General features: G+C 71.0%; 24 protein-coding genes and 1 pseudogene. 11 read left to right on the forward strand and 14 right to left on the reverse strand.

Features of this window, described 5'->3' with window-relative positions; translation table 11 throughout:
- Window positions 1-22: 22 nt before the first annotated feature.
- Entirely contained in the window at window positions 23-1,219 is a 1,197-nt protein-coding gene (locus tag A9O67_RS04885) for a phosphoglycerate kinase (protein ID WP_068607938.1), read from the forward strand.
- Here the strand turns inward: A9O67_RS04885 and A9O67_RS04890 are convergent.
- The 4 genes from A9O67_RS04890 to A9O67_RS04905 all read right to left on the reverse strand — a co-directional run bounded on the left by A9O67_RS04890 (window position 1,210) and on the right by A9O67_RS04905 (window position 3,802).
- Complete coding sequence (locus A9O67_RS04890) at window positions 1,210-1,470, reverse strand: DUF2061 domain-containing protein (protein ID WP_068607941.1); 261 nt, start codon at window positions 1,468-1,470, stop codon at window positions 1,210-1,212. The two genes, A9O67_RS04885 and A9O67_RS04890, sit on opposite strands and share 10 nt — an antisense overlap.
- 69 nt (window positions 1,471-1,539) lie before the next feature.
- Window positions 1,540-1,932, reverse strand: coding sequence for a hypothetical protein (locus A9O67_RS04895; protein WP_068607944.1), 393 nt, complete (start codon window positions 1,930-1,932; stop codon window positions 1,540-1,542).
- A 34-nt stretch (window positions 1,933-1,966) separates the two neighbouring features.
- The gene (locus A9O67_RS04900; RefSeq protein ID WP_068607946.1) at window positions 1,967-2,257 is read right to left on the reverse strand and encodes a hypothetical protein; all 291 of its coding nucleotides are present in this window, start codon (window positions 2,255-2,257) and stop codon (window positions 1,967-1,969) included.
- 657 nt (window positions 2,258-2,914) lie between these two features.
- Window positions 2,915-3,802 carry a CoA transferase gene (locus tag A9O67_RS04905; RefSeq protein ID WP_068607951.1) on the reverse strand — a complete coding sequence of 296 codons (888 nt, stop codon included), beginning with the start codon at window positions 3,800-3,802 and terminating at the stop codon, window positions 2,915-2,917.
- Between the two features lie 164 nt (window positions 3,803-3,966).
- Here A9O67_RS04905 and pyk point away from each other — a divergent pair, with 164 nt between their 5' ends.
- Entirely contained in the window at window positions 3,967-5,400 is a 1,434-nt protein-coding gene (pyk, locus tag A9O67_RS04910) for a pyruvate kinase (protein ID WP_068607953.1), read from the forward strand.
- A 7-nt stretch (window positions 5,401-5,407) separates the two neighbouring features.
- Here the strand turns inward: pyk and A9O67_RS04915 are convergent, their stop codons facing one another.
- Window positions 5,408-5,914, reverse strand: coding sequence for a putative nucleotidyltransferase substrate binding domain-containing protein (locus tag A9O67_RS04915; RefSeq protein ID WP_068607956.1), 507 nt, complete (start codon window positions 5,912-5,914; stop codon window positions 5,408-5,410).
- Window positions 5,915-6,365: 451 nt separating this feature from the next.
- Between A9O67_RS04915 and A9O67_RS04920 the strand changes: the two genes are divergently transcribed.
- The 6 genes and pseudogenes from A9O67_RS04920 (at window position 6,366) to A9O67_RS04955 (ending at window position 14,812) form a co-directional block, all read left to right on the forward strand.
- Window positions 6,366-6,626 (forward strand): DUF4212 domain-containing protein, encoded by a 261-nt coding sequence (locus A9O67_RS04920; RefSeq protein WP_068608288.1) that lies wholly within the window; start codon window positions 6,366-6,368, stop codon window positions 6,624-6,626.
- 1 nt (window position 6,627) lies between these two features.
- A pseudogene (locus A9O67_RS13045) lies at window positions 6,628-8,193 on the forward strand (sodium:solute symporter family transporter).
- A gap of 30 nt (window positions 8,194-8,223) precedes the next feature.
- Window positions 8,224-9,879 carry a glucose-6-phosphate isomerase gene (gene pgi / locus A9O67_RS04940; RefSeq protein WP_068607966.1) on the forward strand — a complete coding sequence of 552 codons (1,656 nt, stop codon included), beginning with the start codon at window positions 8,224-8,226 and terminating at the stop codon, window positions 9,877-9,879.
- 43 nt (window positions 9,880-9,922) lie between these two features.
- The gene (gene ppc / locus A9O67_RS04945; protein WP_068608290.1) at window positions 9,923-12,784 is read left to right on the forward strand and encodes a phosphoenolpyruvate carboxylase; all 2,862 of its coding nucleotides are present in this window, start codon (window positions 9,923-9,925) and stop codon (window positions 12,782-12,784) included.
- 53 nt (window positions 12,785-12,837) lie between these two features.
- On the forward strand, window positions 12,838-13,902 hold the full coding sequence (gene fba / locus A9O67_RS04950; protein ID WP_068607969.1) for a class II fructose-bisphosphate aldolase: 1,065 nt from the start codon (window positions 12,838-12,840) through the stop codon (window positions 13,900-13,902).
- 1 nt (window position 13,903) lies between these two features.
- Entirely contained in the window at window positions 13,904-14,812 is a 909-nt protein-coding gene (locus A9O67_RS04955) for a phosphoribosylaminoimidazolesuccinocarboxamide synthase (RefSeq protein ID WP_068607971.1), read from the forward strand.
- Here A9O67_RS04955 and A9O67_RS04960 read toward each other — a convergent pair whose 3' ends face one another.
- The 5 genes from A9O67_RS04960 to trxA form a co-directional block, all read right to left on the reverse strand.
- Window positions 14,813-16,129, reverse strand: coding sequence for a HAMP domain-containing sensor histidine kinase (locus A9O67_RS04960; protein ID WP_068607974.1), 1,317 nt, complete (start codon window positions 16,127-16,129; stop codon window positions 14,813-14,815).
- A complete protein-coding gene (locus A9O67_RS04965) occupies window positions 16,126-16,860 on the reverse strand; it encodes a response regulator transcription factor (RefSeq protein ID WP_068607976.1) in 735 nt (244 codons plus the stop codon). Before A9O67_RS04965 ends, A9O67_RS04960 begins: the two co-directional genes overlap by 4 nt.
- A 34-nt stretch (window positions 16,861-16,894) precedes the next feature.
- Complete coding sequence (locus A9O67_RS04970; protein ID WP_068607979.1) at window positions 16,895-17,455, reverse strand: Spy/CpxP family protein refolding chaperone; 561 nt, start codon at window positions 17,453-17,455, stop codon at window positions 16,895-16,897.
- A 127-nt stretch (window positions 17,456-17,582) separates the two neighbouring features.
- Window positions 17,583-17,921: a 2Fe-2S iron-sulfur cluster-binding protein gene (locus tag A9O67_RS04975; RefSeq protein ID WP_068607982.1), complete on the reverse strand. Its 339-nt coding sequence runs from the start codon at window positions 17,919-17,921 to the stop codon at window positions 17,583-17,585.
- Window positions 17,922-17,936: 15 nt separating this feature from the next.
- Window positions 17,937-18,887: a thioredoxin gene (trxA, locus tag A9O67_RS04980; protein WP_068607985.1), complete on the reverse strand. Its 951-nt coding sequence runs from the start codon at window positions 18,885-18,887 to the stop codon at window positions 17,937-17,939.
- 51 nt (window positions 18,888-18,938) lie between these two features.
- Here trxA and purE point away from each other — a divergent pair, with 51 nt between their 5' ends.
- The 3 genes from purE to A9O67_RS04995 are packed head-to-tail and all read left to right on the forward strand — an operon-like array spanning window position 18,939 to window position 21,678.
- A complete protein-coding gene (gene purE / locus A9O67_RS04985) occupies window positions 18,939-19,457 on the forward strand; it encodes a 5-(carboxyamino)imidazole ribonucleotide mutase (protein WP_068607987.1) in 519 nt (172 codons plus the stop codon).
- Window positions 19,454-20,665, forward strand: coding sequence for a 5-(carboxyamino)imidazole ribonucleotide synthase (locus A9O67_RS04990; protein ID WP_068607989.1), 1,212 nt, complete (start codon window positions 19,454-19,456; stop codon window positions 20,663-20,665). The genes purE and A9O67_RS04990 overlap by 4 nt, the downstream gene beginning before the upstream one ends.
- The gene (locus A9O67_RS04995) at window positions 20,662-21,678 is read left to right on the forward strand and encodes an L-threonylcarbamoyladenylate synthase (RefSeq protein ID WP_068608292.1); all 1,017 of its coding nucleotides are present in this window, start codon (window positions 20,662-20,664) and stop codon (window positions 21,676-21,678) included. The genes A9O67_RS04990 and A9O67_RS04995 overlap by 4 nt, the downstream gene beginning before the upstream one ends.
- Before the next feature lie 22 nt (window positions 21,679-21,700).
- On the opposite strand, the gene minE is transcribed toward A9O67_RS04995, so the two are convergent.
- The 4 genes from minE to A9O67_RS05015 form a co-directional block, all read right to left on the reverse strand.
- On the reverse strand, window positions 21,701-21,961 hold the full coding sequence (minE, locus tag A9O67_RS05000; RefSeq protein WP_068608294.1) for a cell division topological specificity factor MinE: 261 nt from the start codon (window positions 21,959-21,961) through the stop codon (window positions 21,701-21,703).
- 5 nt (window positions 21,962-21,966) lie between these two features.
- Window positions 21,967-22,779 carry a septum site-determining protein MinD gene (minD, locus tag A9O67_RS05005; RefSeq protein ID WP_068607992.1) on the reverse strand — a complete coding sequence of 271 codons (813 nt, stop codon included), beginning with the start codon at window positions 22,777-22,779 and terminating at the stop codon, window positions 21,967-21,969.
- Window positions 22,780-22,810: 31 nt separating this feature from the next.
- Window positions 22,811-23,581, reverse strand: coding sequence for a septum site-determining protein MinC (minC, locus tag A9O67_RS05010; RefSeq protein ID WP_068607994.1), 771 nt, complete (start codon window positions 23,579-23,581; stop codon window positions 22,811-22,813).
- Between the two features lie 457 nt (window positions 23,582-24,038).
- Window positions 24,039-24,236, reverse strand: coding sequence for a heavy-metal-associated domain-containing protein (locus A9O67_RS05015; RefSeq protein ID WP_068607995.1), 198 nt, complete (start codon window positions 24,234-24,236; stop codon window positions 24,039-24,041).
- Window positions 24,237-24,255 lie beyond the last annotated feature (19 nt).

Raw genomic sequence — 24,255 nt, forward strand, 5'->3', positions numbered from 1 at the left:
TTCACCCCCCTCCGGAGCCGACATGCAATTCCTCCGCTTCTCCGATCTGTGCGCGCGTGGCGAGGTGCGCGGCAAGCGCGTCTTCATCCGCGCCGATCTCAACGTCCCGCAGGACGACGACGGCCGCATCACCGAGGACACGCGCATCCGCGCCTCGGTGCCCGCGATCCAGATGGCCCTGGACGCCGGCGCGGCGGTCATGGTGACGTCGCACCTGGGGCGGCCGACCGAGGGCGAGCCGCGCCCCGAAGACACGCTGGCGCCGGTGGCCCAGCGCCTGGGCGAGCTGCTGGGCCGGCCGGTGCCGCTGATCACGAACTGGGTGGACGGGGGCTTTTCGGTCGCGCCGGGCGAGGTGGTGCTGCTGGAAAACTGCCGCCTCAACAAGGGCGAGAAGAAGAACAGCCCGGAACTGGCCGCCAAGCTGGGCAAGCTGTGCGACATCTTCGTGCACGACGCCTTCGGCACCGCGCACCGGGCCGAGGCCACCACCTACGGCATCGCCGAAACGGCGCCCATCGCCTGCGCCGGGCCGCTGCTGGCCGCCGAGATGGACGCCATCAGCCGCGCGCTGGAAAACCCCCGCCGCCCACTGGTGGCGATCGTCGGCGGCTCCAAGGTCAGCACCAAGCTCTCCATCCTCAAGACGCTGGCCGCCAAGGTGGATCAGTTGATCGTCGGGGGCGGCATCGCCAACACTTTTCTGCTCGCGGCGGGCAAGCGCATCGGCGATTCGCTGGCCGAGCCCGAGATGGTGCGCGAAGCCCAGCAGGTGATGGATCTGATGAAGGAGCGCGGCGCCGAGGTGCCGCTGCCGGTGGACGTGGTGGTGGCCGACGAGGTCTCGTCGCTGGCGCGCGCCAACCGCGTGTCGGTGGACGAGGTCGGCCCGCACGACCGCATTCTGGACATCGGCCCCAAGAGCGCGGCGCGGCTGGCCGAGATCATCGCGCACGCGGGCACCATCGTCTGGAACGGGCCGCTGGGCGTGTTCGAGTATGACCAGTTCGCGGGCGGCACCAAGATGCTGGCCTCGGCGATCGCGCACTCGGATGCCTTCTCCATCGCCGGCGGCGGCGATACGCTGGCGGCGATCGCCAAGTTCCATATCACCGACCGCGTGGGCTACATCTCCACCGGCGGCGGCGCCTTCCTGGAGGTGCTCGAAGGCAAGACGCTGCCGGCCTTCGAGGTGCTGCAGCGCCGCGCTCAGGGCTGAGCGGCGGCGAGTGCGGCCGGCCGCGCTTCGGCGGCGGGCCGTTGCGCCACGCGCGCCCAGGCACGCTCGTGGAAGAAGTACGCCACCGCCTGCACGGTCGGCTCCAGCAGGCTCAGCGTCAACGCGGCCAGCCAGCTGCCAGTGACGGCGTAGGCGACTGCCATCGCCACCGTCACGTGCATGACGTAGTAGGTGGCGGTCTTCATCAGCGCCAGGCGGTGGGTGTGGGCGATGCGACGCAGGCGGGCCATGGTGTGCTCCTTGGGTAAATGCTGGAATCCATGGTAGGGCCGAAACAGGATAAAAGCAATCGATGTTGTTTATTCGATAGATTGTTTTTCCGATTCACCCCCAGCCGAGACATGGCATGCCACCCCGCGCCAACGGCACGTCCCATCGTCGTCCAGTACGCGATGGGCATGCCCTTGGCAGCCGACCTGACACAGCAAGCGTTCGGCATCGTCCTGCGGTTTGGTTGGGTCGGCATCGCAGCGACGCGCCGAATCCGTCATGCACGCAGTCAAGGTCCAAGGCACCGGCAACCCCCACAGCAGGGCGGTGCGCAGGGCGAGCAGCCGTCCGCGCAGGCGCATCGCCTCGCCTTCCAACGCCGCGCAACGTTGCCGCCACAGACGCAAACCACATTCGGCATGGTGCTGCGCACGCGCCCACTGCCGACACAGCACGGCGTATTCGTCGATCAGGCCCACCATCGCATGCCCTCCCGCTCCGCGCGCAAAGGCCGCTTCAATGCAACCAGGCCCGCGCGGCGGCACCTTCGTCATCGCCCTCGTCACGGGTCTGGGCAGCCGCCATATGGGCGCGCTCACGCCAGACGGCCGACAGGCGCGCCAGCACGACGGCCATTGGTTCCGACAGCGCCGGGTGGTTGGCCAGTCGGTGCAGGTTGAGCGCGAGCTTGTGTGCCGCGTACGGGCACAGCGGGCGCTGCGTATCACGCGTCGCCTGATGGTGCAGCAGCGCCAGCGTGCCGGCCAACAGCGGCTCCAGCGGGGCGTGGTCGGTGAATGAGATCATGGCATGGGCTCCTTTTGGTGGCGGTTGGCGTCACCGGCGCAAGGGCTCGCGCCGGCAGTGCGGTCGAGGGCGATCGCATCAACCACACATCCACACCATAACACGAATGATTCTCATTTGCAATGGCGGGCTGGCCCGTGCCGACCCTCATCGCAGGCCACCGCACGCCCCCTGTGGCGTGGCGCTGCGTTGTCACCCCCAGCCCAGCGCGACGGCACGGTGATACACGGCGTAGCAGGCCATCCACGCCAGGCCAAACAGCACCAGCCCCCGCAAGTCGAACAGGCCGGCCGCCTGCGGCGCACGGCTCAGCCCGCCTGGCCGGAGCGTGCTCCGCTGTCAGGCGGAACGGGTGCCGTCATGGGTTTGCGCAACTTTTGCTGTTGCACTCATGGTGCGCAACGGCACTCCGCCCCTGCATTCCGTGCCACCCCGCCCTCCCCGCTTCCCTTTGCGCTGGCTGCCGGCTGGCGATGAGGGCTTGCAGGGTCATGGCGCAAGGGTAGCATCGCGCACTCGCAAGCCAGGTTCTGGCTGGCGCTGCAGGCCAGCTACGACACCGAGGCCGTGATGCGCGAGAAAGGCGAGGCAATCGCGCGGATCGAGCCGCTGGCGGCCTGAACGCCCCGACCCGCAAGCCTGCTCAACGGCAACCGATCACGCCCCGAGCGTCACCCACGGCAGGTCATGCGCGCGCGCCAGCGCGTCCAGCTCGGCGCGCGAGCGGGCGGCAAACCACGCCGCCAGCGCCGTGGCGGCGGCGGGCTGCAGGCAGTCGGCCGGCGTCAGCGGCCCCAGGCCCGCGACCTCCCCCAGCCGGCGGGCGAAGTGCGGCTCCAGCGCCGCCACGGCCACCCGGCCGTCGGCGCAGCGGTAGACGCGGTAGCCGGCGTGGGCGCCGCCCAGCAGGCCGCCGGGGGCCGTCAGGCCCCAGGCGCGCGGCTGCGCCAGCCACGCGGCGGCATCGGCCAGCGCCACGTCGCGCACCGCGCCGCGGCCGGTGGCGGCACGCTGCAGCAGGGCGGCCAACACCGCCTCGCTCGCCAGCAGGGCGCCGGCCATGTCGGCCAGCAGGCTGGGCGGCAGGCCCAGCCCATCGATGAGCCCGGCCTCGGCCTGGTAGGTGAGGTCGTGGCCGGCCTCCTCGGCGCGCGCGCCGGCCGCGCCGACGATGCGCACGACGCACAGGCGCGGCTGGCGCGCCTGCAGGGCCGCGGCGTCCAGCCCCAGCTTGGCCAAGGCGGAGGGGCGAAACGAGGTTAGCAGCACATCCGCCCCCGCCAGCAGGCGCTGCAGCCGGCGCTGGCCCGCGGGCGCCTTCAGGTCCAGCGCGACGGTGCGCACGCCGCGGTGCATCTGCGCGTAGGCGGCCTCGCAGTAGCCGCGCATCGGGTCGCCAGCGGGCGGCTCGACCTTGGTGCAGCGCGCGCCGAGCGAGCGCAGGCGCGCCAGCGCTGCCGGGCCGGGCAGGTTGAGGGCCAAACTGACGACGTGGGCGCCGGCCAGCGGCCGGTCGGCGGTGGGGGAGCGACGCGCGGGGGACATGGCGGGACTCTAGCAAAGCCGCGCGGGACCGCCGCAGCGCCGCTGCGGCACCCAGACCTTACCCATACCGCAACCGTACTGCCGTACTACGATAGGCGGGTCCGGAGCGCGCGAGGCAGACCCGCGCCCGGCACCCTTCCCCCCACCCCCAGCCAGGAGACCCCATGCCACTGCGCGCCACCAAAATCGTCGCCACCCTGGGCCCCGCCAGCGACACCCCGGACATGCTGGAAGCGATGGTGCGCGCCGGCGTGGACGTGGTGCGGCTCAACTTCTCGCACGGCACGGCCGACGACCACCGCCGCCGCGCCGCCGCGGTGCGCGAGGCCGCCGCGCGCGCCGGCAAGGAAGTGGCCGTGATGGCCGACCTGCAGGGGCCCAAGATCCGCGTCGGCAAGTTTGCGCACGGCAAGGTGACGCTGCTGGAGGGCGCCGCCTTCACGCTGGACGCCGCGCGCACCGAGCCGGGCGACGAGCACGCGGTGGGGCTGGATTACAAGGAGCTGCCGCGCGACGTCGTGCCGGGCGACGTGCTGCTGCTCAACGACGGACTGATCGAGCTGCGCGTCGAGCGCGTGGAGGGCGCGGCGGTGCACACGCGCGTGGTGACGGGCGGCGAGCTGTCCAACCACAAGGGCATCAACAAGCGCGGCGGGGGCCTGACCGCCCCGGCGCTGACGCCGAAGGACATGGCCGACATCGCCACCGCGATGGCGCTGCAGGCCGACTACGTGGCGGTGAGCTTTCCGAAGAACGCCGACGACATGCGGCTGGCGCGCCGGCTGTGCGAGGAGGCCGCGCGCGACGGCCACCGCCCGGGCCTGATCGCCAAGATCGAGCGCGCCGAGGCCATCCCCGAGCTGGAGGCGATCCTGCAGGCCAGTGACGGCATCATGGTGGCGCGCGGCGACCTGGCGGTGGAGGTCGGCAACGCCGCCGTGCCGGCGCTGCAAAAGCGCATGATCGCCCTGGCACGCGAGCACGACCGGCTGGTGATCACCGCCACGCAGATGATGGAGAGCATGATCCATGCGCCGATCCCGACGCGCGCCGAGGTCAGCGACGTGGCCAACGCGGTGCTGGACGGCACCGACGCGGTGATGCTCAGCGCCGAGACCGCCGCCGGCAAGTACCCGCTACAGACGGTGCAGGAGATGGCGCGCATTTGCCTCGCGGCCGAGCAGGCCTACCACGACGCGCTGGACCACGACTTCGTCGGCAAGACGTTCGCGCGCATCGACCAGTCCATCGCGCTGGGGGCGTTGTTCATCGCCTCGCACCTGCACGCGCGCGCCATCATCGCGCTGACGGAGTCCGGCTCCACGCCGCTGTGGATGAGCCGCCACACGATCGACATCCCGATCTACGCGATCACGCCGCGGCTGGCCACGGCGCGCCGGCTGGCGCTCTACCGCAATGTGCACGCGCTGCGTATCACCGGGGGCAGCGCCGACCGCGACACCGCCCTCATGCAGGCGGAGCAGCAGCTCAAGGCGCGCGGCCGGCTGCAGTCGGGCGACCGCTACGTCATCACCGCGGGCGAGCCGATGGGCACCCCGGGCGGCACCAACATGCTCAAGGTCGGGCAGGTGGACTGATGCCGCGTCAGCGCAGATAGTCCAATTGCAGCCGCTGCTGCAGCGTCTTGATGGCGCGCAGCGAGGCCTTGAGCACGCGCTCGTCCACCGGGTTGAGGGTGTTGAGGTCGATGCGGTTGGGCTGCTGCGGATCGGCCGAGGAATCGCTCTGCCGGGTCAGGCGCAGCGTCTGCAAAAAATCGAACGCGGCGACCCAGCCCTCCACCTCGGGCGCGGGCGCCCCCATGGCCCGCCCGGCCGTCAGCAGGCGCTCGCGCGTGCCGGTGGCTGGCAGCCCCTGGGTGAGCTGGTCGTTGAGGCGCGAAATCAGCGCCGTCAACTGCCGCGCCTGTACCCCCTGCGCCATCAGGTGGCGCGCATAGGCGCGGATGTCGGCCGCCACCCGCTGAAAATCGGCCAGCGTGCGTCCGTGCGCGATGGCGCTGCCCAGGTGTTTGATCGACAGCCGCTGCAGCGCGAACAGGTCGCGCTCGGAAATGACATTGACCACGCGGCCGTCCTGCAGGACCGGCACATGGCGGATGCGCCGCGCTCGCTCATGGTCTCCAGCGCCATGGACGGGTAGGTCCGCAAAACCTGTCTATTCGTCGTGTTCCGTCGTGTCCAAGCGCATCCTCCGGTCGGTGCGGGGATCGGGGTCGCCGCCTCGGCAGCCCCACTGTCGGTCAGGTTATCGTCAGAATTTTCCCTGACCGCCCTGTTTTGTAAGGGTTTGGTAAGTCAACGCGAGTGACCATCGCGCCACATTCGCCCATCCTGCCATGCTGTTCTGGCTCAACGCGGCTCAACTGGTCCTGTACATCGGACTGCTCGCCCTGCTCGGTCAGGGCGTGCTGTACATCATCGCCGGTGCGCGGCGCGAGAGCAACTTCGTCTACCAGCTGTTCCAGGTGCTCAACAAGCCCTGGGTGGGGGCGGGCCGCCGAGCCCGTCCGCAGCCCCTAGACCGAAAGGAGACAACTTCCATGCAACTGACGGAATCGCAACAGCGATACTGGCAGAAGAACCTGCGCATCACGGGGATTCTGCTGGCGATCTGGTTCGTGGTGACGTTCGTCGTCGGCTTCTTTGCCCGCGACCTGAGTTTCACCTTCTTCGGCTGGCCTTTCAGCTTCTGGGTGGGCGCGCAGGGCGCGCTGGTGGTCTACGTGCTGATCATCGGTTTTTACGCCCGGTACATGAACCAACTCGACATCGAGCACGGTGTCGCCGAACAGGAGGACTGACATAGCCGGACTCGCACCCGAAAGCGCCGGCGGCGTCTTCAGCGCCGGCAGCAACGCCGCCTTCCGCAAGCAACTCAACAAGGTCTACGCCTGGTACACGGGCGGCTTCTTCGTGTTCGTGGTCACGCTCGCGATCCTGGAGCAGTTCGGGCTGCCCAAGGCGTGGGTGGGCTACATCTTCCTGTTCGCCACGGTGATGCTCTACGCCGGCATCGGCATCATGAGCCGCACCAACGACGCCGCCGAGTACTACGTCGCCGGCCGGCGCGTGCCCGCGGTCTACAACGGCATGGCCGGCACGCTGTACCTGACCGGCTACGGGGGCCTGGCCTTCATCATGGGCTAGACCGGCGGCTACTGCCTGGTGGCGTTGTTCCTGGCGCCGTATCTGCGCAAGTTCGGTCAGTTCACCATCCCCGACTTCCTCCGGGCGCGGTACGAGGGCAACATCGCGCGTCTGGTCGGTATCCTGATCGCGATCTTCGTGTCCTTCGTGTATGTGGTGGCGCAGATCTACGGCGTGGGCCTGATCACCACGCGCCTGACCGGCGTGGACTTCTCGATCGGCATCTTCCTGGGGCTGGCGGGCATTCTGGTGTGCTCGTTCCTGGGTGGCATGCGCGCGGTGACGTGGACGCAGGTGGCGCAGTACATCATCCTGATCATCGCCTACATGATCCCGGTGGTGTAGCTGTCGGTGAAGCAGACCGGCGTGCCGATTCCGCAGGTGGTCTACGGCTACCAGTTGCAGAAGGTCACGGAGCGGGAGAAGCAGCTCATCGACGACCCGAAGGAAAAAGAGGTCATCGCCGCCTTCCAGGCCCAGGCGGCCGCGCTGGGCGAAAAGCTCAAGGACGTGCCGGCCGCGCTGGCCGCCGACCGCGCCGCCGCCAAGGACGCCTGGACCAAGGTCGACCCGGCGCTGCTGTCGGTCACCGACGTCAACAAGGACGGCATCTTCCAGCTCGGCGAGATGCGCATCGGCGGCGACATCATCGTGCTGGCGACGCCGGAGATCGCGGGCCTGCCCTACGTCGTGTCGGGCATGGTGGCCGCGGGCGGTCTGGCCGCGGCGCTGTCCACCGCCGACGGCCTGCTGCTGACCATCGCCAACGCGCTGTCGCACGACCTGTACTACAAGATGATGGACCCGAACGCCCCGACCTCGCGCCGGGTGATGATCTCCAAGGTCCTGCTGCTGGTCGTGGCCTTGATGGCCGCCTACGTGGCCGCCCAAAAGCCGGCGGACATCCTGTTCCTGGTCTCGGCAGCGTTCTCGCTGGCGGCGGCGGGCTTCTTCCCCGCGCTGACGCTGGGCATCTTCTGGAAGCGGGCCACCAAGTGGGGGGCGATCCTCGGCATGATCGCCGGCTTTGGCATCACCTTCTACTACATGGCCACCACCCAGCCGTGGCTGCGCAGCGTGTTCGGTGTGACCGACCCCGTGCAGCTCTGGTGGGGCATCCAGCCGATCTCGGCCGGCATCTTCGGCGTGCCGGTGGGCTTTTTGTTGCCCCGCTCTTTGTTGCCCCGTCCGGGGCGGGGCGGCCCGGCCTGGGCCGTATGATCGCGGATGGTCCGCTCCCCGCCCTGGCCCATGCACGCCTCGACGTCCTCGCCCCGCCCCTTAGCCGACTCCGCCGACCCTGCCGGCGCACCCGTCGGCGGGCACCGGCCCGCGTGCCTGCCCGCCTGGGACCGGCTGCAGGCCCTGGCGGCCACCCCCCAGCCGCCCTTGCGGGACCGGTTGGCCACGGCGGATGCGGCGCGCAGCGCCGCGCTGCGCTTCGACGCTGCCGGGCTGCGGCTGGATGCCACGCGACAGGCCGTGGACCTGCCCATCTGGCAGGCCCTGCTGGCGCTGGCACGCGAGGCGGACGTGGCCGGACAGGCCGACGCCCTGCGGCGCGGCGAAGCCGTCAACGCCACCGAAGGGCGTGCCGCCCTGCACCCGGCCCTGCGGGGTGACGACGACCCGGCCGCTCCCTGGGGGGCGGCGATCAGCGCCGCCGTGCGCGACGAGCGGGAGCGCTTTCTGGCCGCGGCCGAGCGGGTGCGCAGCGGGGCGTGGCGCGGGCACCGCGGGCTGCCCATCCGCACGGTGGTCAACCTGGGTATCGGCGGCTCGGACCTGGGGCCGCGCATGGCCACCACAGCGCTGGCCGCCCTGGCCACGCCGGCGGTGGCGGTGCGCTATGTGCCCAACCCCGACGCCTGGACACTGCACGACACGCTGCGCGACCTGAATCCGCACGACACGCTGTTCGTCGTGCAGAGCAAGAGCTTCACCACCCCCGAAACCCGCCTGATGGCGGACACCGCCCGCCGCTGGCTGGCCGATGCGGGGCTGGAGCCGGACGCCCAGGGCACGCACCTGGTGGCCGTGACGGCGCGGCCCGATCTGGCCCGGGCACAGGGGTTCGACCCGGCGCACACCTTCGTGTTCTGGGACTGGGTGGGTGGCCGGTATTCGGTCTGGTCGGCGATCGGCTTTCCGCTCGCGGTGGCCATCGGGGCGGCGGCGTTTCGGCAATTGCTGGCGGGCGCGCGCGCGATGGACGAGCACTTCTGGCACGCACCGCCGGAGCGCAACCTGCCGCTGGCGCTGGCGCTGCTGTCGGTGTGGAACCGCGACTTTTTGCGCTGCCCCACCCAGTTGGTGGCGGTGTATGCCGAGCGGCTGCGCCACTTCGTCCCCTATTTGCAGCAACTGGCGATGGAGTCCAACGGCAAGCGCGTGCACCGCGACGGCACCGTGTGCGCCGTCGGTACCGAAGCGATCGTCTGGGGCGGCATCGGGCTGGAAGGGCAGCACGCGTATTTCCAGCTTTTGCACCAGGGTCGCCACCGGGTGCCGGTGGACTTCATCGGCATCGACACCGAGGACACGCCACTGCCCCTGGCCGAGCGGCACCACCGCCTGGTGCGCGACAACCTGCTCGCGCAGGCGCAGGCCCTGGCGCTGGGCCGCGACGAGGCGCAGACCCGCGCCCAATTGCGGGCCGAGGGGCTGGATGCGGCGACCGCGCAAACGCTCGCTCCGCACCGCACCTTCCCCGGCAACGTGCCCAGCAATCTGCTGTGGCTGCCACGGCTGGATCCGCATGCGCTGGGCGCGCTGATGGCCGCCTACGAACACAAAATCTTCTGCGAAGCCGCGATCTGGGACATCCACGCCTACGACCAGTGGGGCGTGGAGCTGGGCAAAACGCTGCTGCGCACCGTGGCGCGCGACGACGGCGCCCCGGGCTGACCCCTGTCTTTTTGCTTCCTCCACCTTGACGTTTTTTCTGCCCATGGCCACGCCCCGCCGCGACCCGCCCCCCTCCCCCTCGGCCGATGCCGCCGGCCGTACCGCGATTCCGCCCAAAGACCAACCGCTGGTGGACGACATCCGGCTGCTGGGCCGGCTGCTCGGCGACGTCATCCGCGAGCACGAGGGCGAGGCCACCTTCGCCCTGATCGAGCGCATCCGCCAGCTCTCGGTGACGTTTCGCCGCCACGCCGACCCACGCGCCGACCGCGAATTGCAGCGCGTGCTGCATGCGCTGACCGATGCCCAGGCGGTCAGCGTGATCCGCGCCTTCACCTTCTTCAGCCACCTGGCCAATCTGGCCGAGGACCGGCACCACATCCGCCGGCGCGAGGTGCACGAGCGCGCCGGCCATGTGCAGCCGGGCAGTCTGGCGCACACCTGGCAGCGCCTGCGCCGCGCCGGGGTGGGCGGGCAGACCATCGCCGACACCCTGCGCCATGCCCTGGTGTCGCCGGTGCTGACCGCGCACCCGACCGAAGTGCAGCGCGCCAGCATCCGCGAGGCCGAGGGCGACATCGCCCGGCTGCTGGCGCAGCGCGACGCCATCCGGGCGCGCGCCCTGGCGGCGGGCAACCGGCGCGGCGACCACGTCAGCGAGCGCGAGCTGGCCGCCAACGAAGCGCTGCTGCGCGCACGCATCACCCAGCTGTGGCACACGCGGCTGCTGCGCTACACGCGGCTGACCGTGGCCGACGAGATCAACAACGCCCTCGCCTACTACGAGCGCACCTTCGTGCCCGAGGTGCCGCGGCTGTACGCCGACATCGAAGCCGCGCTGGATGGCACCCCGGTGGCACCGTTCTTGCGGCTGGGCCAGTGGACCGGCGGCGACCGCGATGGCAACCCCAACGTGGACGCGGACACGCTGGCGCTGGCGCTGCAGCGCCAGGCGGATCTGATCCTGCGCCACTACCTGCGCGAGGTGCATGCGCTCGGCGCGGAACTGTCCCTGTCCGCCATGCTGCTGCCGGCCCCGGCCGCCCTGCAGGCCCTGGCCGACGCCTCGCCCGACACCAGCGAGCACCGCCGCGACGAGCCCTACCGGCGCGCGCTGGTGGGCCTGTATGCGCGGCTGGCGGCGACGCTGCAGGCCCTCAGCGGCGGCGAGGCGGCGCGCCACGCGGTGCCGCCGCAGCACCCCTACCCCGACGCGGCGGCCTTTCTGGCCGATCTGCGCGTGATCGAGGCCGCGCTGGTCGAGCAGGGCTGCGCGGCCCTGACGGAGCCGCGCTTGAAACCCCTGATCCGGGCGGTGGAGGTGTTTGGCTTTCACCTCGCGACGCTGGATCTGCGCCAGAGCTCCGACCAGCACGAACTGGCCGTCGCCGAGCTGCTGGCCCAGGCACGGGTGGCGCCGGACTATGCGGCGCTCGACGAGGCGGCGCGGCGGCGCCTGCTGTTGGAGGTGCTGGCCGATCCGCGCCCGCTGCGCCTGCCCGATGCCCCATACGGCCCGGTGACGCAGCGCGAGCTGGCGATCTTTCGTGCCGCGCGCGATGCGCGCCGCCGCTACGGCGCGGCGGCGATCCGGCACGCCATCATCAGCCACACCGAGTCGGTCAGCGACCTGCTGGAAGTGCTGGTGCTGCAGAAGGAGGCGGGGCTGCTGCACGGCCACTGGGGCGAGGACGCGCGCGCCGAGTTGATCGTCGTGCCGCTGTTCGAAACCATCGAGGACCTGCGTCAGGCCCCGGCCATCATGGCCGACTACTACGCACTGCCCGGCGTGGCCGCGCTGGTGCACGCAGGCGGCCCGCTGGAGTATGGCGAGCAAGACATCATGCTCGGCTACTCGGACAGCAACAAGGACGGCGGCATCTTCACCAGCAACTGGTCGCTCTACCAGGCCGAGGTGGCGCTGGCCGCGCTGTTCGACCGCCTGGCGGCCGATGGCGGCCGTCCGGTGCGGCTGCGCCTGTTCCACGGCCGCGGCGGCACCGTCGGCCGCGGCGGCGGCCCGAGCTACGAGGCCATCCTGGCCCAGCCTGCCGGCACGGTGCGCGGCCAAATCCGCCTGACCGAGCAGGGCGAGGTGATCGGCTCCAAGTACGCCAACCCCGACATCGGCCGGCGCAACCTGGAGACGCTGGTCGCCGCCACCCTGGAGGCGACCCTGCTGCCCCCCCGGCGGCCGGTGCCGGCGCGCTTTCTGCAAGCGGCCGAGGCGCTGTCGCGCGCCAGCCAGGCGGCCTACCGCGCGCTGGTCTACGAGACGCCGGGCTTTACCGACTACTTCTTCCACGCCACACCCATTCGGGAGATCGCCGAGCTCAACATCGGCTCGCGGCCCGCGTCGCGCAAGGCCACGCAGCGCATCGAGGACCTGCGCGCCATTCCCTGGAGCTTCAGCTGGGGCCAGTGCCGCCTGACGCTGCCCGGGTGGTACGGGCTGGGCAGCGGCGTGGCCGCGCTGGAGGCGGACCTGGGCCGCGACGCCGCGCACGAGTTGCTGCGCGAGATGCACGCCCGCTGGCCGTTCTTCGCCGCGCTGCTGAGCAACATCGACATGGTGCTGGCCAAGAGCGATCTGGCGCTTGGCGCCCTGTACGCCGAGCTGGTGCCCGATGCGCGCCTGCGCCGGCGCATCTTCGGCGCCATCGAGGCCGAGTGGCACCGCACCCACGCGGCGCTGCAGGCCATCACCGGCCATGCGCAGCGGCTGGCCAACAACGCGGCGCTGGCGCGCTCGATCGCGCACCGCTTCCCCTACATCGACCCGCTGCACCACCTGCAGGTCGAGCTGATCCGCCGCTACCGCGCCGGCAACCAGGAGGAGAAGGTCAAACGCGGCATCCACCTGTCGATCAACGGCATCGCGGCGGGCCTGCGCAACACCGGCTAAAGCCCCGCCGGTACAATCGCCGCCCGTCCAAACACACCCTGCGGGAGACCCAGATGGCGCTCGTTTCCATGCGCGAACTGCTCGACCACGCGGCCGAGCACCACTACGGCATTCCGGCCTTCAACGTCAACAACCTGGAGCAGGTGCAGGCCGTCATGTCGGCGGCCGACGAGGTCGGCGCCCCGGTCATCCTGCAGGCCTCGGCGGGCGCCCGCAAGTACGCGGGCGAGTCCTTCATCCGCCACCTGATCCAAGGCGCGGTGGAGGCCTGGCCGCACATCCCCGTGGCCATGCACCAGGACCATGGCCAAAGCCCCGCGGTGTGCGAGAGCGCCATCCGCCTCGGCTTCACGTCGGTGATGATGGACGGCTCGCTGAAGGAGGACGGCAAGACCCCCGCCTCGTACGACTACAACGTGGACGTCACGCGCCGCGTGGTGGAGATGGCGCACCGCCTCGGCGTCACGGTCGAGGGCGAGCTCGGCTGCCTGGGGTCGTTGGAGACCGGCCTGGCGGGCGAGGAGGACGGCATCGGCGCCGAAGGCGTGCTCGACCACTCGGCCCTGCTCACCGACCCCGAGGAGGCGGCCGAGTTCGTCAAAGCCACCCAGCTCGATGCGCTGGCCATCGCCATCGGCACCAGCCACGGCGCCTACAAGTTCACGCGCAAGCCGACGGGCGACATCCTGGCCATCGGCCGCGTCAAAGAGATCCACGCCCGCATCCCCAACACCCATCTGGTCATGCACGGCTCGTCCAGCGTGCCGCAGGAGCTGCTGGAGCAGATCCGCCAGTACGGCGGCGCCATGAAGGAGACCTATGGCGTGCCGGTGGAAGAGATCCAGGAAGCGATCAAGCACGGCGTGCGCAAGGTCAACATCGACACCGACATCCGCCTGGCCATGACGGCCGCGGTGCGCAAGTTTCTGCACGAGAACCCGGACAAGTTCGATGCGCGCGAATGGCTCAAGCCCGCGCGCGAGGCGGCCAAGCAGGTGTGCAAGCAGCGCTATCTGCAGTTTGGCTGCGAAGGCATGGCCGGCAAGATCAAGGGCCTGCCGCTGTCGGTGATGGCCGAGCGCTATGCGCGCGGCGAGCTGGCGCAGGTGGTGCACTGACATGGCCGCCGCACTGCACACCTCGCACCTGACGTCCCTGCCGCTGCTGGCGCGCGGCAAGGTGCGCGACAACTACGCCGTGGGCGACGACCGCATCCTGATGGTGGCCACCGACCGCATCAGCGCATTCGACGTCATCATGGGCGAGCCCATCCCCGGCAAGGGCGAGCTGCTCACGACGCTGAGCCTGTTCTGGTTCGACAAACTGGGGCCCAAGGGTGCCAACCTGTGCCCCATCCACCTGACGGGCGAGGACCCGGAAAGCGTGGTCGCCCCGGCCGAGCGCGAGCAGGTGCGCGGCCGCTCGATGCTGGTCAAGCGCCTGCGCCCGATCCCGGTCGAGGCGGTGGTGCGCGGCTATCTGGCCGGCAGCGGCTGGAAGGAGTATCAGCAGACGCAATCGGTGTGCGGCGTGCCGCTGCCGCCGGGCCTGCGCAACGCCAGCCGCCTGCCGCAGCCGATCTTCACCCCGGCGGCCAAGGCGGCCGTCGGCGAGCACGACGAAAACATCACCTTCGACGAGATGACCGCACGCATCGGCCGCGACCTGGCCGAGCGCATTCGCGACATCTCCATCCGCCTGTACCAGGCCGCGAGCGACTATGCGGCCAGCAAAGGCATCCTGATCGCCGACACCAAGTTCGAGTTCGGGCTGGATGCGGACGGCACGCTGACGCTGATGGACGAGGTGCTCACGCCCGATTCGTCGCGCTACTGGCCGGCGGAATCCTACGCCGAAGGCAGCAACCCCCCGAGCTTCGACAAGCAGTACCTGCGCGACTGGCTGGAGAACGCCCGGGTGGACGGCCGGCCGTGGAACAAGACGCCACCCGCCCCGCGCCTGCCCAAGGAGGTGATCGAACAGACCGCGGCCAAGTACCGCGAGGCGCTGGCGCGCCTGATCGGCTGATCAGCCCCGCGGCAGCCGCAGCACGAAGCAGCTGCCGCCGCCGTCGCGCGGCTCGCACCGCGCCTGCCCGCCGTGGCGCTGCGCGATCTGGCGCACCAGGCTCAAGCCAAGACCAACGCCACCGGCATGTTCGGCATGCCCGGGCAGGCGATAAAAAGGCTCGAAGATGCGCTCGCGCTGATCGGCCGGCACGCCGGGTCCGCGGTCGCACACTCGCAGCTCTGCGGCATCGCCCGATTGCACCACCTGCACGCTGGGCGGCTGCTCCGGGGCGTAGCGGCGGGCGTTTTCCAGCAGGTTGCGCACGGCCCGGCGCAGCAGGCGCTCGTCGCCGGGCACCACCAGCGCCTCGCCCTCCACCTCGGCGCCGAGCAGCGCGGCCTCTTCCGCCGCCAGCCCGAGCAAATCCACCGGGGCACGTTCCAAGTCCGGCGCGGCTTGCAAGCGGCTGGCCAGCAGCACCTCGTCCACCAGCGCATCCAGCTCGCGGATGTTGCGCTCGATTTCGGCGCGGCGGGCGGGGCGCGCCTCGGGGGCATCGGTGTCCCACAGCGACAGCGCCATGCGCAGCCGCGCCAGCGGCGAGCGCAATTCGTGCGAGGCATTGGCCAGCAGCGACTGGTGCGAGCGCACCAGGCTCTCGATGCGCTCGGCCGCCCGGTTGAAGCTGGCCGCCAGGGCCGCCACCTCGTCGCGGCCGTCCACCGCCACGCGGTGGCTGAGCTGACCGTCCCCGAATGTCTCCACCCCGCGGCGCAGCGCCTCCAGGCGGCGCGTCAGCCGCCGCACCACCGGGTACGCGCCGGCGGCGATGGCGACGAACAGCACCACCAGCGCGGCCGCCAGCCCCCCGCCGCCCAGCCACCACGGCGGCTCCCGGGGCACGCCCGGGCCATGCAGGGGACCCAGGGGACCGGCGGCGGGCGGCCGCCCCTCGGGCCGGGGGGGGCGCAGCACCCACAGCGTCCGGCCGTCGGCCAGCGCCAGGCGAATGCGCCGCCCGCCGTGACCGGCCCAACGCTCGAAGGCGGCGCTGGCGGCCAGCGGCTGCCCGGCGGCATCGTCCAGCGCCAGCGGCAGGCGCAGGCGTTGCGACCAGTCCTCCAGCACGGCAGCCTGTTCGGCCGGCGGGGCCGAGGGCGGCGGCAGCACCTCCTGCGCCAGCTCGGCCCAGCCGGCCAGCCGCTCGCTCCAGGCCGCGCGGTCCAGCGCGCGCACCTGGTCCATGTTGCGCTGGAACAGCCAGCCCGACAGCAGGGCAAACAGCAGCAGCACCGCCACCACCGTCAGGTAGATGCGCAGGTAGAGCGTTTTCACGGGGCAGGCTCCCCATCGCCCGCGGGCTGGCGCGCCAGCAGATAGCCGGCCCCGCGCACGGTCAGGATGCGGCGGGGCTGCTTGGGGTCGTCCTCGATCGCGGCGCGGATGCGCGAGATGTGCACATCGATCGAGCGGTCGTAGGCTTCCTGCGGATGGCCTTTGAGGGCGTCCATGATCTGGTCGCGCGACAGCACCCGCCCGGCGTGCCGCGCCAGCACCGCCAGCAACTGGAACTGGTAAGCCGTCAGCTCGCACACGCGTCCGTCCAGCCGCACCGCGTGCGCGGCCAGATCGACCTCCAGCCGGCCAAAGCGCAGCACCTCGGCCGCACCGGCGGCTGGCGGCGTCGCCCCGGCGCGGCGCAGCAGGGCGCGCAGCCGCGCCAGCAGCTCCCGCGGCTCGAACGGTTTGGGCAGGTAATCGTCCGCCCCCAGCTCCAGCCCGATGATGCGATCGGTCGGCTCGCCGCGCGCGGTCAGCATCAGGATGGGCAGGTGGCGCGTGTCGGGCCGGGCGCGCAGATCGCGGCACAGGTCCAGGCCATCGCCATCGGGCAGCATCAGGTCCAGCACCAGCGCATCGGGCGGCGGCAGCCCGGGCCCCAGGCGCTGGCGGGCGGCGCTCAGCGAGGCCGCCGTCTCCACCTGCCAGCCCGCCTGCCGCAGGTAGTCGCCGACCATCGCGGTCAGCCGCAGGTCGTCATCGATGAGCAGAATCCGGGCCGCCATGCCACTCGGGGGTCGTTCGGGGGTCGGTCAGGGGTCAACCGTTTTCACCGCCGCGCGGGGCCCACTGGCCCCCGTGCCGGTGGGCCCCGCGGCGGTCCATGCCTTGGGCAAGCCGTTGGCGCTGCTCGGGCGTCAGCACCCGGGCCGCCTCCAGCATCGCTTGCTGCATGCGGGCGCTCAGCCGTTCGTGCAGGGCGAGGGCGCGCTGGCGCAGCGCCTCGATCGCGGCCTCGTCCAGCGTGGGCTGGGCCCACAGGCGCCGGCGTTCCTCGTGCAGTGCGCGGGCCTCGTCGCGCAGCGGCCGCAGGTCCTGCGCGGCGGCCTGCGCGATGCGGCGGATGTCGTCGCGCTGCGCGGGTTGCAGTTGCAGATGCTGGGCCATGCGGTCCAGCCAGCGGTCCAGACGGGCCGGATCGTCGGCGAGCGGTCCGGCCAGGACCGGCCCCATGCCCCCGGCCATGGGGGCCCCCATGGGCCCGTGCCCGGCGCGGGCGGCATGGGCCCAGACCAGCGGGGTGGCCGCGGCGGAGACCGCCAGCGCCACGCCCAGCAGCAGCGGGCGCCAGCGGGTGGAGAAAGCAACGGTAGCGGACATGGAACACTCCTTTCCTTGCATCGAAGGGGACGGCGGGTTGCCGTCCACGGTGCCCATGGTCCCGTCCCCGCGTGAAGGGCGCTTGGTCCGCGCGTAAAGAATTGTGAAACCCGCGCCGCCGCGGCCGTCAGTACTGCCGCGCGGGCAGCTCCACGGTCAGACCATCCAGCTCGGGGGTCAGCCGGATCTGGCAGCTCAGGCGGCTGTTGGCGCGGCGCTCCTCCGTCGTGTAGTCCAGCATGGTGTCCTCATCGGCGGACACGGGCGGCAGCCGCGCGAGCCACGGCTCGGTGACGAAGACATGGCAGGTGGCGCAGGTCAGGCTGCCGCCGCAGTCAGCGGCGATGCCATCGATGCCCGCGTCCACCGCAGCCTTCATCAGGCTGCGGCCGTCGGCCGGCACCTCGACCTCGCGGTCCTGCACGGGCCCCTGCGGGCCGGGGGTGACGAAGCGCACGGTGATCATGGCGGCCCCAGCGGCTCAGTTGAGGGCCATGCTGAGCTTGCGCCGGTAACGCGAGACCAGCTCGGCCTGCGGATCTTCGGCCGCCGCGGCATGCCCGGCGATTTCCAGACCGGCCGCGGACTTGGGCGCGGCCCCGGCGTCGCGCTTGGGCGGGGTCAGCAGTTCCAGCAGGGCGACCACGGTTTTGCGCGGGGCTTCGTCGGCCCATTTTTTGTCGCGCAGGATGATCTCCAGCAACTCGTCCATCGCGGCGGTCCAGTCGCCCCGCGCAATCAGCACCCGGGCCTTGGCAAAGCGCGTCTCGAAGTCGCGCTTGTTGGCCGCGATCAGCTCGTCGAACTTCTCCAGCGGCCACCGCCCGCGCGGATCGGTGGTGGCGAATTCCAGCGCATGGAGCCACTGCGCCAGCGCCTCGAAGCGCAGCGGCACCGGGATCTTGCCCAGCGCCGGCGCCAGCGCGGCCGCCGCTTCGCCCAACTGGCCCGAGCCGATCAGCAGCCGAACCAGATCGAAGCGCACATCGTCGTTGTCGGGCGCCTGCGCCAGCGCATCGCGCAGGCGCTGCAGGGCCGTGTCGGCGTCGCCCTGGGCAGCCGCCGCCTCGGCCTCGGCGCGTTCGGCCTCAGCCTGCAGGTCGGCTTCGCTGGGCAGGTTGCGGTCCAAAAAGGCGCGAATCTGCCCTTCCGGCAGCGCCCCCATGAAGCCATCCACCGGCTGCCCACCGACGAACAGGATGCAGGTCGGGATGCTGCGGATCTGGAAGTAGCCGGCGAGCTGCTGCTCGTCCTCGGTGTTGACCTTGACCAGCTTGAAGCGGCCCGCATAGGCCTGCTCCACCTTCTCCAGAATGGGGCCGAGGACTTTGCAGGGGCCGCACCAGGGCGCCCAGAAATCCACCAGCACCGGCGTGGTCAGCGAGGCCTCGAGCACCTCGGCCTGGAAATTGGCAAGCGTGACGTCGATCATGTCGGCAGCGTCCGATTCTCTAGAATGACGGGATTTTCCCCCGGGGTCGCCATGTCCAGCAGCAACGTCCAGGTCGGTGTCGTCATGGGGTCCAGCAGCGACTGGGACACCATGCAGCACGCGGCTGCCATTTTCCAACAGTTCGGCGTCGCGTTCGAGGCGCGGGTCGTCTCGGCCCACCGCATGCCGGACGACATGTTCGCCTATGCCGAGGCGGCCGAGGGTCGCGGGCTGCAGGCCATCGTCGCCGGCGCGGGCGGCGCGGCCCACTTGCCCGGCATGCTGGCGGCCAAGACGACCGTGCCGGTGCTGGGCGTGCCGGTGCCCAGCCGCCACCTGCAGGGGGTGGATTCGCTGCACTCCATCGTGCAGATGCCCAAGGGCATTCCCGTGGCCACCTTTGCCATCGGTGCGGCCGGTGCGGCCAACGCCGCCCTGTTCGCGGTGGCGATGCTGGCCCGCCACGATGCGGCGCTGCGCGAGCGGCTGCACGCCTTCCGCGCCGAGCAGACCGCCATGGCGCGGGCCATGACCCTGCCCGTGGAACCGAACGCGGGAGGCCGCGCATGAGTGCCACCCCCATCCTGCCCGGCCCCGTGGCGGGCGGCGGCCGGCTGGCCACGCTGGGCGTGATGGGCGGCGGCCAGCTTGGCCGCATGTTCGTCCACGCGGCGCAGGCCCTGGGCTACCAGACCGCCGTGCTGGACCCCGATGCGACCAGCCCCGCCGGACGCGTCAGCGACTACCACGTCGCCACCGCCTACGACGACGAACAGGGCCTGGCGCAACTGATGCAGCGCTGCGAGGCCATCACCACCGAATTCGAGAACGTGCCCGCCGGCGCCCTGGCCACCCTGGCCGCGCAGCGGCCGGTGGCGCCGGGGCCCCAGGCCGTCGCCGTGGCGCAGGACCGCATCGCCGAGAAGGCGCACTTCGCCGCCTGCGCCCGCGCGGGCGGGGTGGGCCCGGCGCCACATGCCGCCATCGTGTCGCCAGCCGATCTGGCCGCCGTGCCTGACGCCTTGCTGCCCGGCATCCTGAAAACCGCGCGCCTGGGCTACGACGGCAAGGGCCAGGTGCGCGTGGCCGACCGTGCCGCACTGGCCGCCGCCTGGGAGCAACTGGGTCGCGTGCCGTGCGTGCTGGAGCAGCGCCTGGCGCTGCGCGACGAACTGTCGGTCATCGTCGCGCGCGGGGCCGACGGGGCGCAGGTGCATTTTCCCGTCCAGCGCAACCTGCACCGCGACGGCATCCTGGCCGTCACCGAGGTGGTCCCGGGCGGCGTTTCGCCGGTGCTGGCCGAGCAGGCCATCGCCGCCACCGGCGCCATCGCCGCGCAGTTGCGCTATGTGGGCGTGCTGTGCGTGGAGTTTTTCGTCGTCGACGACGGCAGCGCCGAAGGCACGCTGGTGGTCAACGAGATGGCGCCGCGCCCGCACAACAGCGGCCACTACACCATCGACGCCTGCGACGTGTCGCAGTTCGAACTGCAGGTGCGCACCCTGGCGGGTTTGCCGCTGCCCACGCCCCGGCAGCACAGCCCGGCCATCATGCTCAACCTGCTGGGCGACCTGTGGTGGCGCGACGGCCAGCCCGTGACGCCGGACTGGGCGGGCGTGCTGGCGCTGCCCGGAACGCACCTGCACCTGTATGGCAAGCACGACGCCCGGCCGGGGCGCAAAATGGGCCATCTGACGATCACGGCCGCCACGGCCGAGGCCGCGCAACAGACCGCACGGGCCGCGGCCGAGCGACTGGGCATCGCGCCATGGCGCTGATTCGCGACGCGCGCGGCCCGCAGGCCGCCGAGGCCTTGGCCGACGCGGTGCAGCGGCTGCGCGCTGGATATTTGGTGGCCATGCCGACCGAGACGGTGTACGGACTGGCCGCGGACGCCGACCGGCCCGGGGCCGTGGCGCGCATCTTCGCCGCCAAGGGGCGGCCGAGCGACCACCCGCTGATCGTGCACATCGGCGGCGCCACGCCGCCCGAGCGCGAGGCGGCGCTGACCCATTACGCCGCGGCGGTGCCGGACTACGCACGCGCGCTGATGGCGGCGTTCTGGCCCGGGCCGCTGACGCTGATCCTGCCGCGCCAGCCGGGCGTCGCCGAGGCCGCCGCCGGGGGGCAGGCGTCGATCGGGCTGCGCTGCCCGGCGCACCCGGTGGCGCAGGCGCTGCTGGCCGCGTGCCACGGCGCCGGTATCCGGGGGCTGGCGGCGCCGAGTGCCAACCGCTTCGGCCGCGTCAGCCCGACGCAGGCCGCGCACGTGGCGGCGGAGCTGGGCGCGCTGTCCGACGCCGAGCTGCTGATCCTGGACGGCGGCGCCTGCCCGGTCGGCATCGAGTCGACGATCGTCGACTGCACGCGCGCCGAGCCAGTGCTGCTGCGCCCCGGCATGATCGGCCGCGCGCAGCTGGAGCGCACGCTCGGCCGCCCGGTGCGCGACCGCGACGCGCACGCGCCGCGCGCCTCCGGCACGCTGGCGTCGCACTACGCGCCGCAGGCCAAGGTGCGGCTAATGGACGCCGCCGAGCTGCAGACGGCGCTGGACCTGCTCGGCGCGCAGGCGCGCGATCTGGCGGTCTACCACCGCAGCCCGCTGCGCTGCGTCAGCGCGCATGTGCGGCTGCGCCCCATGCCGATGGAGCCCGAGGCGGCCGCGCGCGAGTTGTTCGCCGCGCTGCGCGAGCTGGACGACGGGCAGACGCGGCTGATCTGGGTCGAGCGCCCGCCGGCGGATGCCGCGTGGGATGGCGTGCGCGACCGGCTGCAGCGCGCCGCGGCTTGACTGGACTGACAACGCTCGGGCTTCAGCGCGCGTCCGGCAGCTCGATCTTGACCTCGAGCACCTCGAGGTTGTCGTGGCGTTCCAGGTTGACGCGAATGTCGTCGGGGTTGATGGCGATGTACTTGCCGATCACCGCCACCAATTCCCGCTGCAGCGCCGGCAGGTAGTCCGGCTCGGACGCATTGCGGCCGGCCCGCTCGTGCGCCAGGATGATCTGCAGCCGCTCCTTGGCGACGGTGGCGGTCTTTTTCTTCTCGCCCAGCAAAAAGGACAGGAAGGACACGGCGCTCACCTCCCGAACAGGCGCTTGAAGAAGCTGGGCTTTTCGGCCTCGATGAAGCGCAGCGGCTTGTCCTGGCCCAGAAAGCGGTCGATCACATCCTTGTACGCCTCGGACACGTCGGTGCCCTGCAGATGGATGGCGGGCACGCCCTGGTTGGAGGCCTGCAGCACCGCCTCGCTCTCGGGGATGACGCCGATCAGCGGGATGCGCAGGATGTCCTGGATATCCTGCAGCGACAGCATTTGTCCATCTTGCACGCGGTTGGGGTTGTAGCGCGTGATCAGCAGATGTTCCTTGACCGGCTCGCGCCCCTCGATGGCGCGCCGGGTCTTGGAGCTGAGCATGCCCAGAATCCGGTCCGAGTCGCGCACCGACGACACCTCGGGGTTGGTGACGACCAGCGCTTCGTCAGCATAGTACATGGCCATCAGCGCGCCGGTCTCGATGCCGGCGGGCGAATCGCACACGATGTAGTCGAACCCCATGCCCGCCAGGTCGTTGAGGACGCGCTCCACCCCCTCCTGCTTGAGCGCTTCCTTGTCGCGGGTTTGGCTGGCGGCTAGCACATAGAGCTGATCGACCTGCTTGTCCTTGATCAGGGCCTGGTTGAGGTTGGCATCGCCGTGGATGACGTTGACGAAGTCATAGACCACACGGCGCTCGCAGCCCATGATGAGGTCGAGGTTGCGCAGACCAACGTCGAAATCGATCACCACCGTCTTGTGCCCCTTGAGGGCCAGCCCAGTGGCAAACGATGCGCTGGTCGTGGTCTTGCCCACGCCTCCCTTGCCGGAGGTGACGACGACGATTTTGGCCATGGATCGCTTTCAGTCTGGGAATGAGGGCGTTTCAGGAAAGGGGTTCGAGCAGCAGCTTGTCGCCATCGGGCCCGCTGGCCAGCCGCACCTGGGCCGGCTTGCCGCGTACGGCATCGGGCCACGGGGTTTCGGCGGTGCGGTAGACGCCGGCGATCGAGACCAGCTCCGGCTCCAGGGCCAGGGCAAAGACGCGGGCCTCGGTCAAGCCGCGTGCACCGGCAATGGCCTTGCCGCGCAAGGGGGCATACACATGGATGTGGCCATCGGCGATGACTTCCGCCCCGGGGTTGACCATGGCCAGCACGACCAAATCGCGTCCGCGCGCATACACCTGCTGGCCGGAACGCAACGGCCGGTCCACCACCAGGGCAGCGCTAGGCAAAGGGGGGGCCGATGGGGCTGGCGGCGTTGCTGCGGTCGTGACCGGGCTGTCCGCCTTCGGGGATGTGCCGCGCACGGCCACCGGTCCCTGCACCTCACCCGCAGCCAGGCCCCGCTCGCGCAGCGCCGATTGCCAACCGTGCGGGCCGCCGTGGAAGGCGAGCGGCCGCAGGCCGATGCGCTGCAGTCCGTCCAGCAGGGCTTGGCGCTCCAGCGGCGTGGGGCGGCGATCCGCCCCCGTCCACTCGGACAGGTCCAACAGCAGGGGCTCGTCTTCGAAAAAACCCGGCGCATCGCCGTAGCGCTGCTCCAACTCCGCCAAGGCCGCGTCCACATCGGGCCCACGCAGGCGAGCCACCACCAACGGCATCTGGCCGTGGCGGATTTCGATGGCGGGGGACGACGGGGGCGCGCTGGACATGGGGCGTGTTCTCGGTGCGCATCTTAGCAGCGCGGGGCAGTGGATCGGCCCTTTTGGGCGGTGGGTACCGCGGTTCGCGCTTCGCGTTGTTCCCGGTTTTTCTTTGTAATCGTCATACAAGGTAGTCGTCGTAGGTAGAAGCGTGCCGCCATCCGTGGACAAGCGCTGTTTTTGCTGGTGCGACAGCCGGTTGCGGCGTTCATGACCCTGTGGGTGGCCACCGCGTGGGTGCCGGGATGGACGCGAACAACCCGGGCGAACATTGCCCAGGTTGTGAATAACAGGCCTCTTGTCCGATTTTTTTCCACAGGCTTGTGCAAAACGCGGTTTGGCCACCGCCGTGGCCCAGATGCGACAACGCCCCGGCCGTTGGGACGGACGGGGCGAAGCGAGGGAAAAAAAGGGAGAAGAAAAACGATGCGGGGCGAGCCGCAGAGGCCCGCCCCGGTGCGGTCGGTCAGTCGACGACGGTGTAGCCCTCGTCCCGGATGGCGTCGGCCAGTGCGGGGCGGGGTTGTTCCGATTCGACTTCGACGCGCTGGGCGTCCAGATCGACCTGGACCGTGGCTTGCGGATCGAGCGCGCGGATGGCCTGCGTGACCGCCCGGACGCAGTGGCCGCACGACATGCCAGTGACGGTGAAAACGTGTTTCATGGCATTTCGGGTAAGTGGA

It is taken from the genome of Tepidimonas fonticaldi (genome assembly GCF_001675355.1).
GTDB lineage: Bacteria > Pseudomonadota > Gammaproteobacteria > Burkholderiales > Burkholderiaceae_C > Tepidimonas > Tepidimonas fonticaldi.

Coding starts and splice junctions, on each gene's coding strand:
- A9O67_RS05015 (WP_068607995.1), bottom strand. CDS start 24,236: ATGAAACACGTTTTCACCGTCACTGGCATGTCGTGCGGCCACTGCGTC.
- A9O67_RS04920 (WP_068608288.1), top strand. CDS start 6,366: ATGCAACTGACGGAATCGCAACAGCGATACTGGCAGAAGAACCTGCGC.
- A9O67_RS04885 (WP_068607938.1), top strand. CDS start 23: ATGCAATTCCTCCGCTTCTCCGATCTGTGCGCGCGTGGCGAGGTGCGC.
- A9O67_RS04895 (WP_068607944.1), bottom strand. CDS start 1,932: ATGGTGGGCCTGATCGACGAATACGCCGTGCTGTGTCGGCAGTGGGCG.
- purE (WP_068607987.1), top strand. CDS start 18,939: ATGTCCAGCAGCAACGTCCAGGTCGGTGTCGTCATGGGGTCCAGCAGC.
- pyk (WP_068607953.1), top strand. CDS start 3,967: ATGCCACTGCGCGCCACCAAAATCGTCGCCACCCTGGGCCCCGCCAGC.
- A9O67_RS04905 (WP_068607951.1), bottom strand. CDS start 3,802: ATGTCCCCCGCGCGTCGCTCCCCCACCGCCGACCGGCCGCTGGCCGGC.
- minD (WP_068607992.1), bottom strand. CDS start 22,779: ATGGCCAAAATCGTCGTCGTCACCTCCGGCAAGGGAGGCGTGGGCAAG.
- A9O67_RS04890 (WP_068607941.1), bottom strand. CDS start 1,470: ATGGCCCGCCTGCGTCGCATCGCCCACACCCACCGCCTGGCGCTGATG.
- A9O67_RS04965 (WP_068607976.1), bottom strand. CDS start 16,860: ATGGCGGCCCGGATTCTGCTCATCGATGACGACCTGCGGCTGACCGCG.
- minC (WP_068607994.1), bottom strand. CDS start 23,581: ATGTCCAGCGCGCCCCCGTCGTCCCCCGCCATCGAAATCCGCCACGGC.
- A9O67_RS04990 (WP_068607989.1), top strand. CDS start 19,454: ATGAGTGCCACCCCCATCCTGCCCGGCCCCGTGGCGGGCGGCGGCCGG.
- pgi (WP_068607966.1), top strand. CDS start 8,224: ATGCACGCCTCGACGTCCTCGCCCCGCCCCTTAGCCGACTCCGCCGAC.
- trxA (WP_068607985.1), bottom strand. CDS start 18,887: ATGATCGACGTCACGCTTGCCAATTTCCAGGCCGAGGTGCTCGAGGCC.
- A9O67_RS04955 (WP_068607971.1), top strand. CDS start 13,904: ATGGCCGCCGCACTGCACACCTCGCACCTGACGTCCCTGCCGCTGCTG.
- A9O67_RS04970 (WP_068607979.1), bottom strand. CDS start 17,455: ATGTCCGCTACCGTTGCTTTCTCCACCCGCTGGCGCCCGCTGCTGCTG.
- A9O67_RS04900 (WP_068607946.1), bottom strand. CDS start 2,257: ATGATCTCATTCACCGACCACGCCCCGCTGGAGCCGCTGTTGGCCGGC.
- fba (WP_068607969.1), top strand. CDS start 12,838: ATGGCGCTCGTTTCCATGCGCGAACTGCTCGACCACGCGGCCGAGCAC.
- A9O67_RS04975 (WP_068607982.1), bottom strand. CDS start 17,921: ATGATCACCGTGCGCTTCGTCACCCCCGGCCCGCAGGGGCCCGTGCAG.
- ppc (WP_068608290.1), top strand. CDS start 9,923: ATGGCCACGCCCCGCCGCGACCCGCCCCCCTCCCCCTCGGCCGATGCC.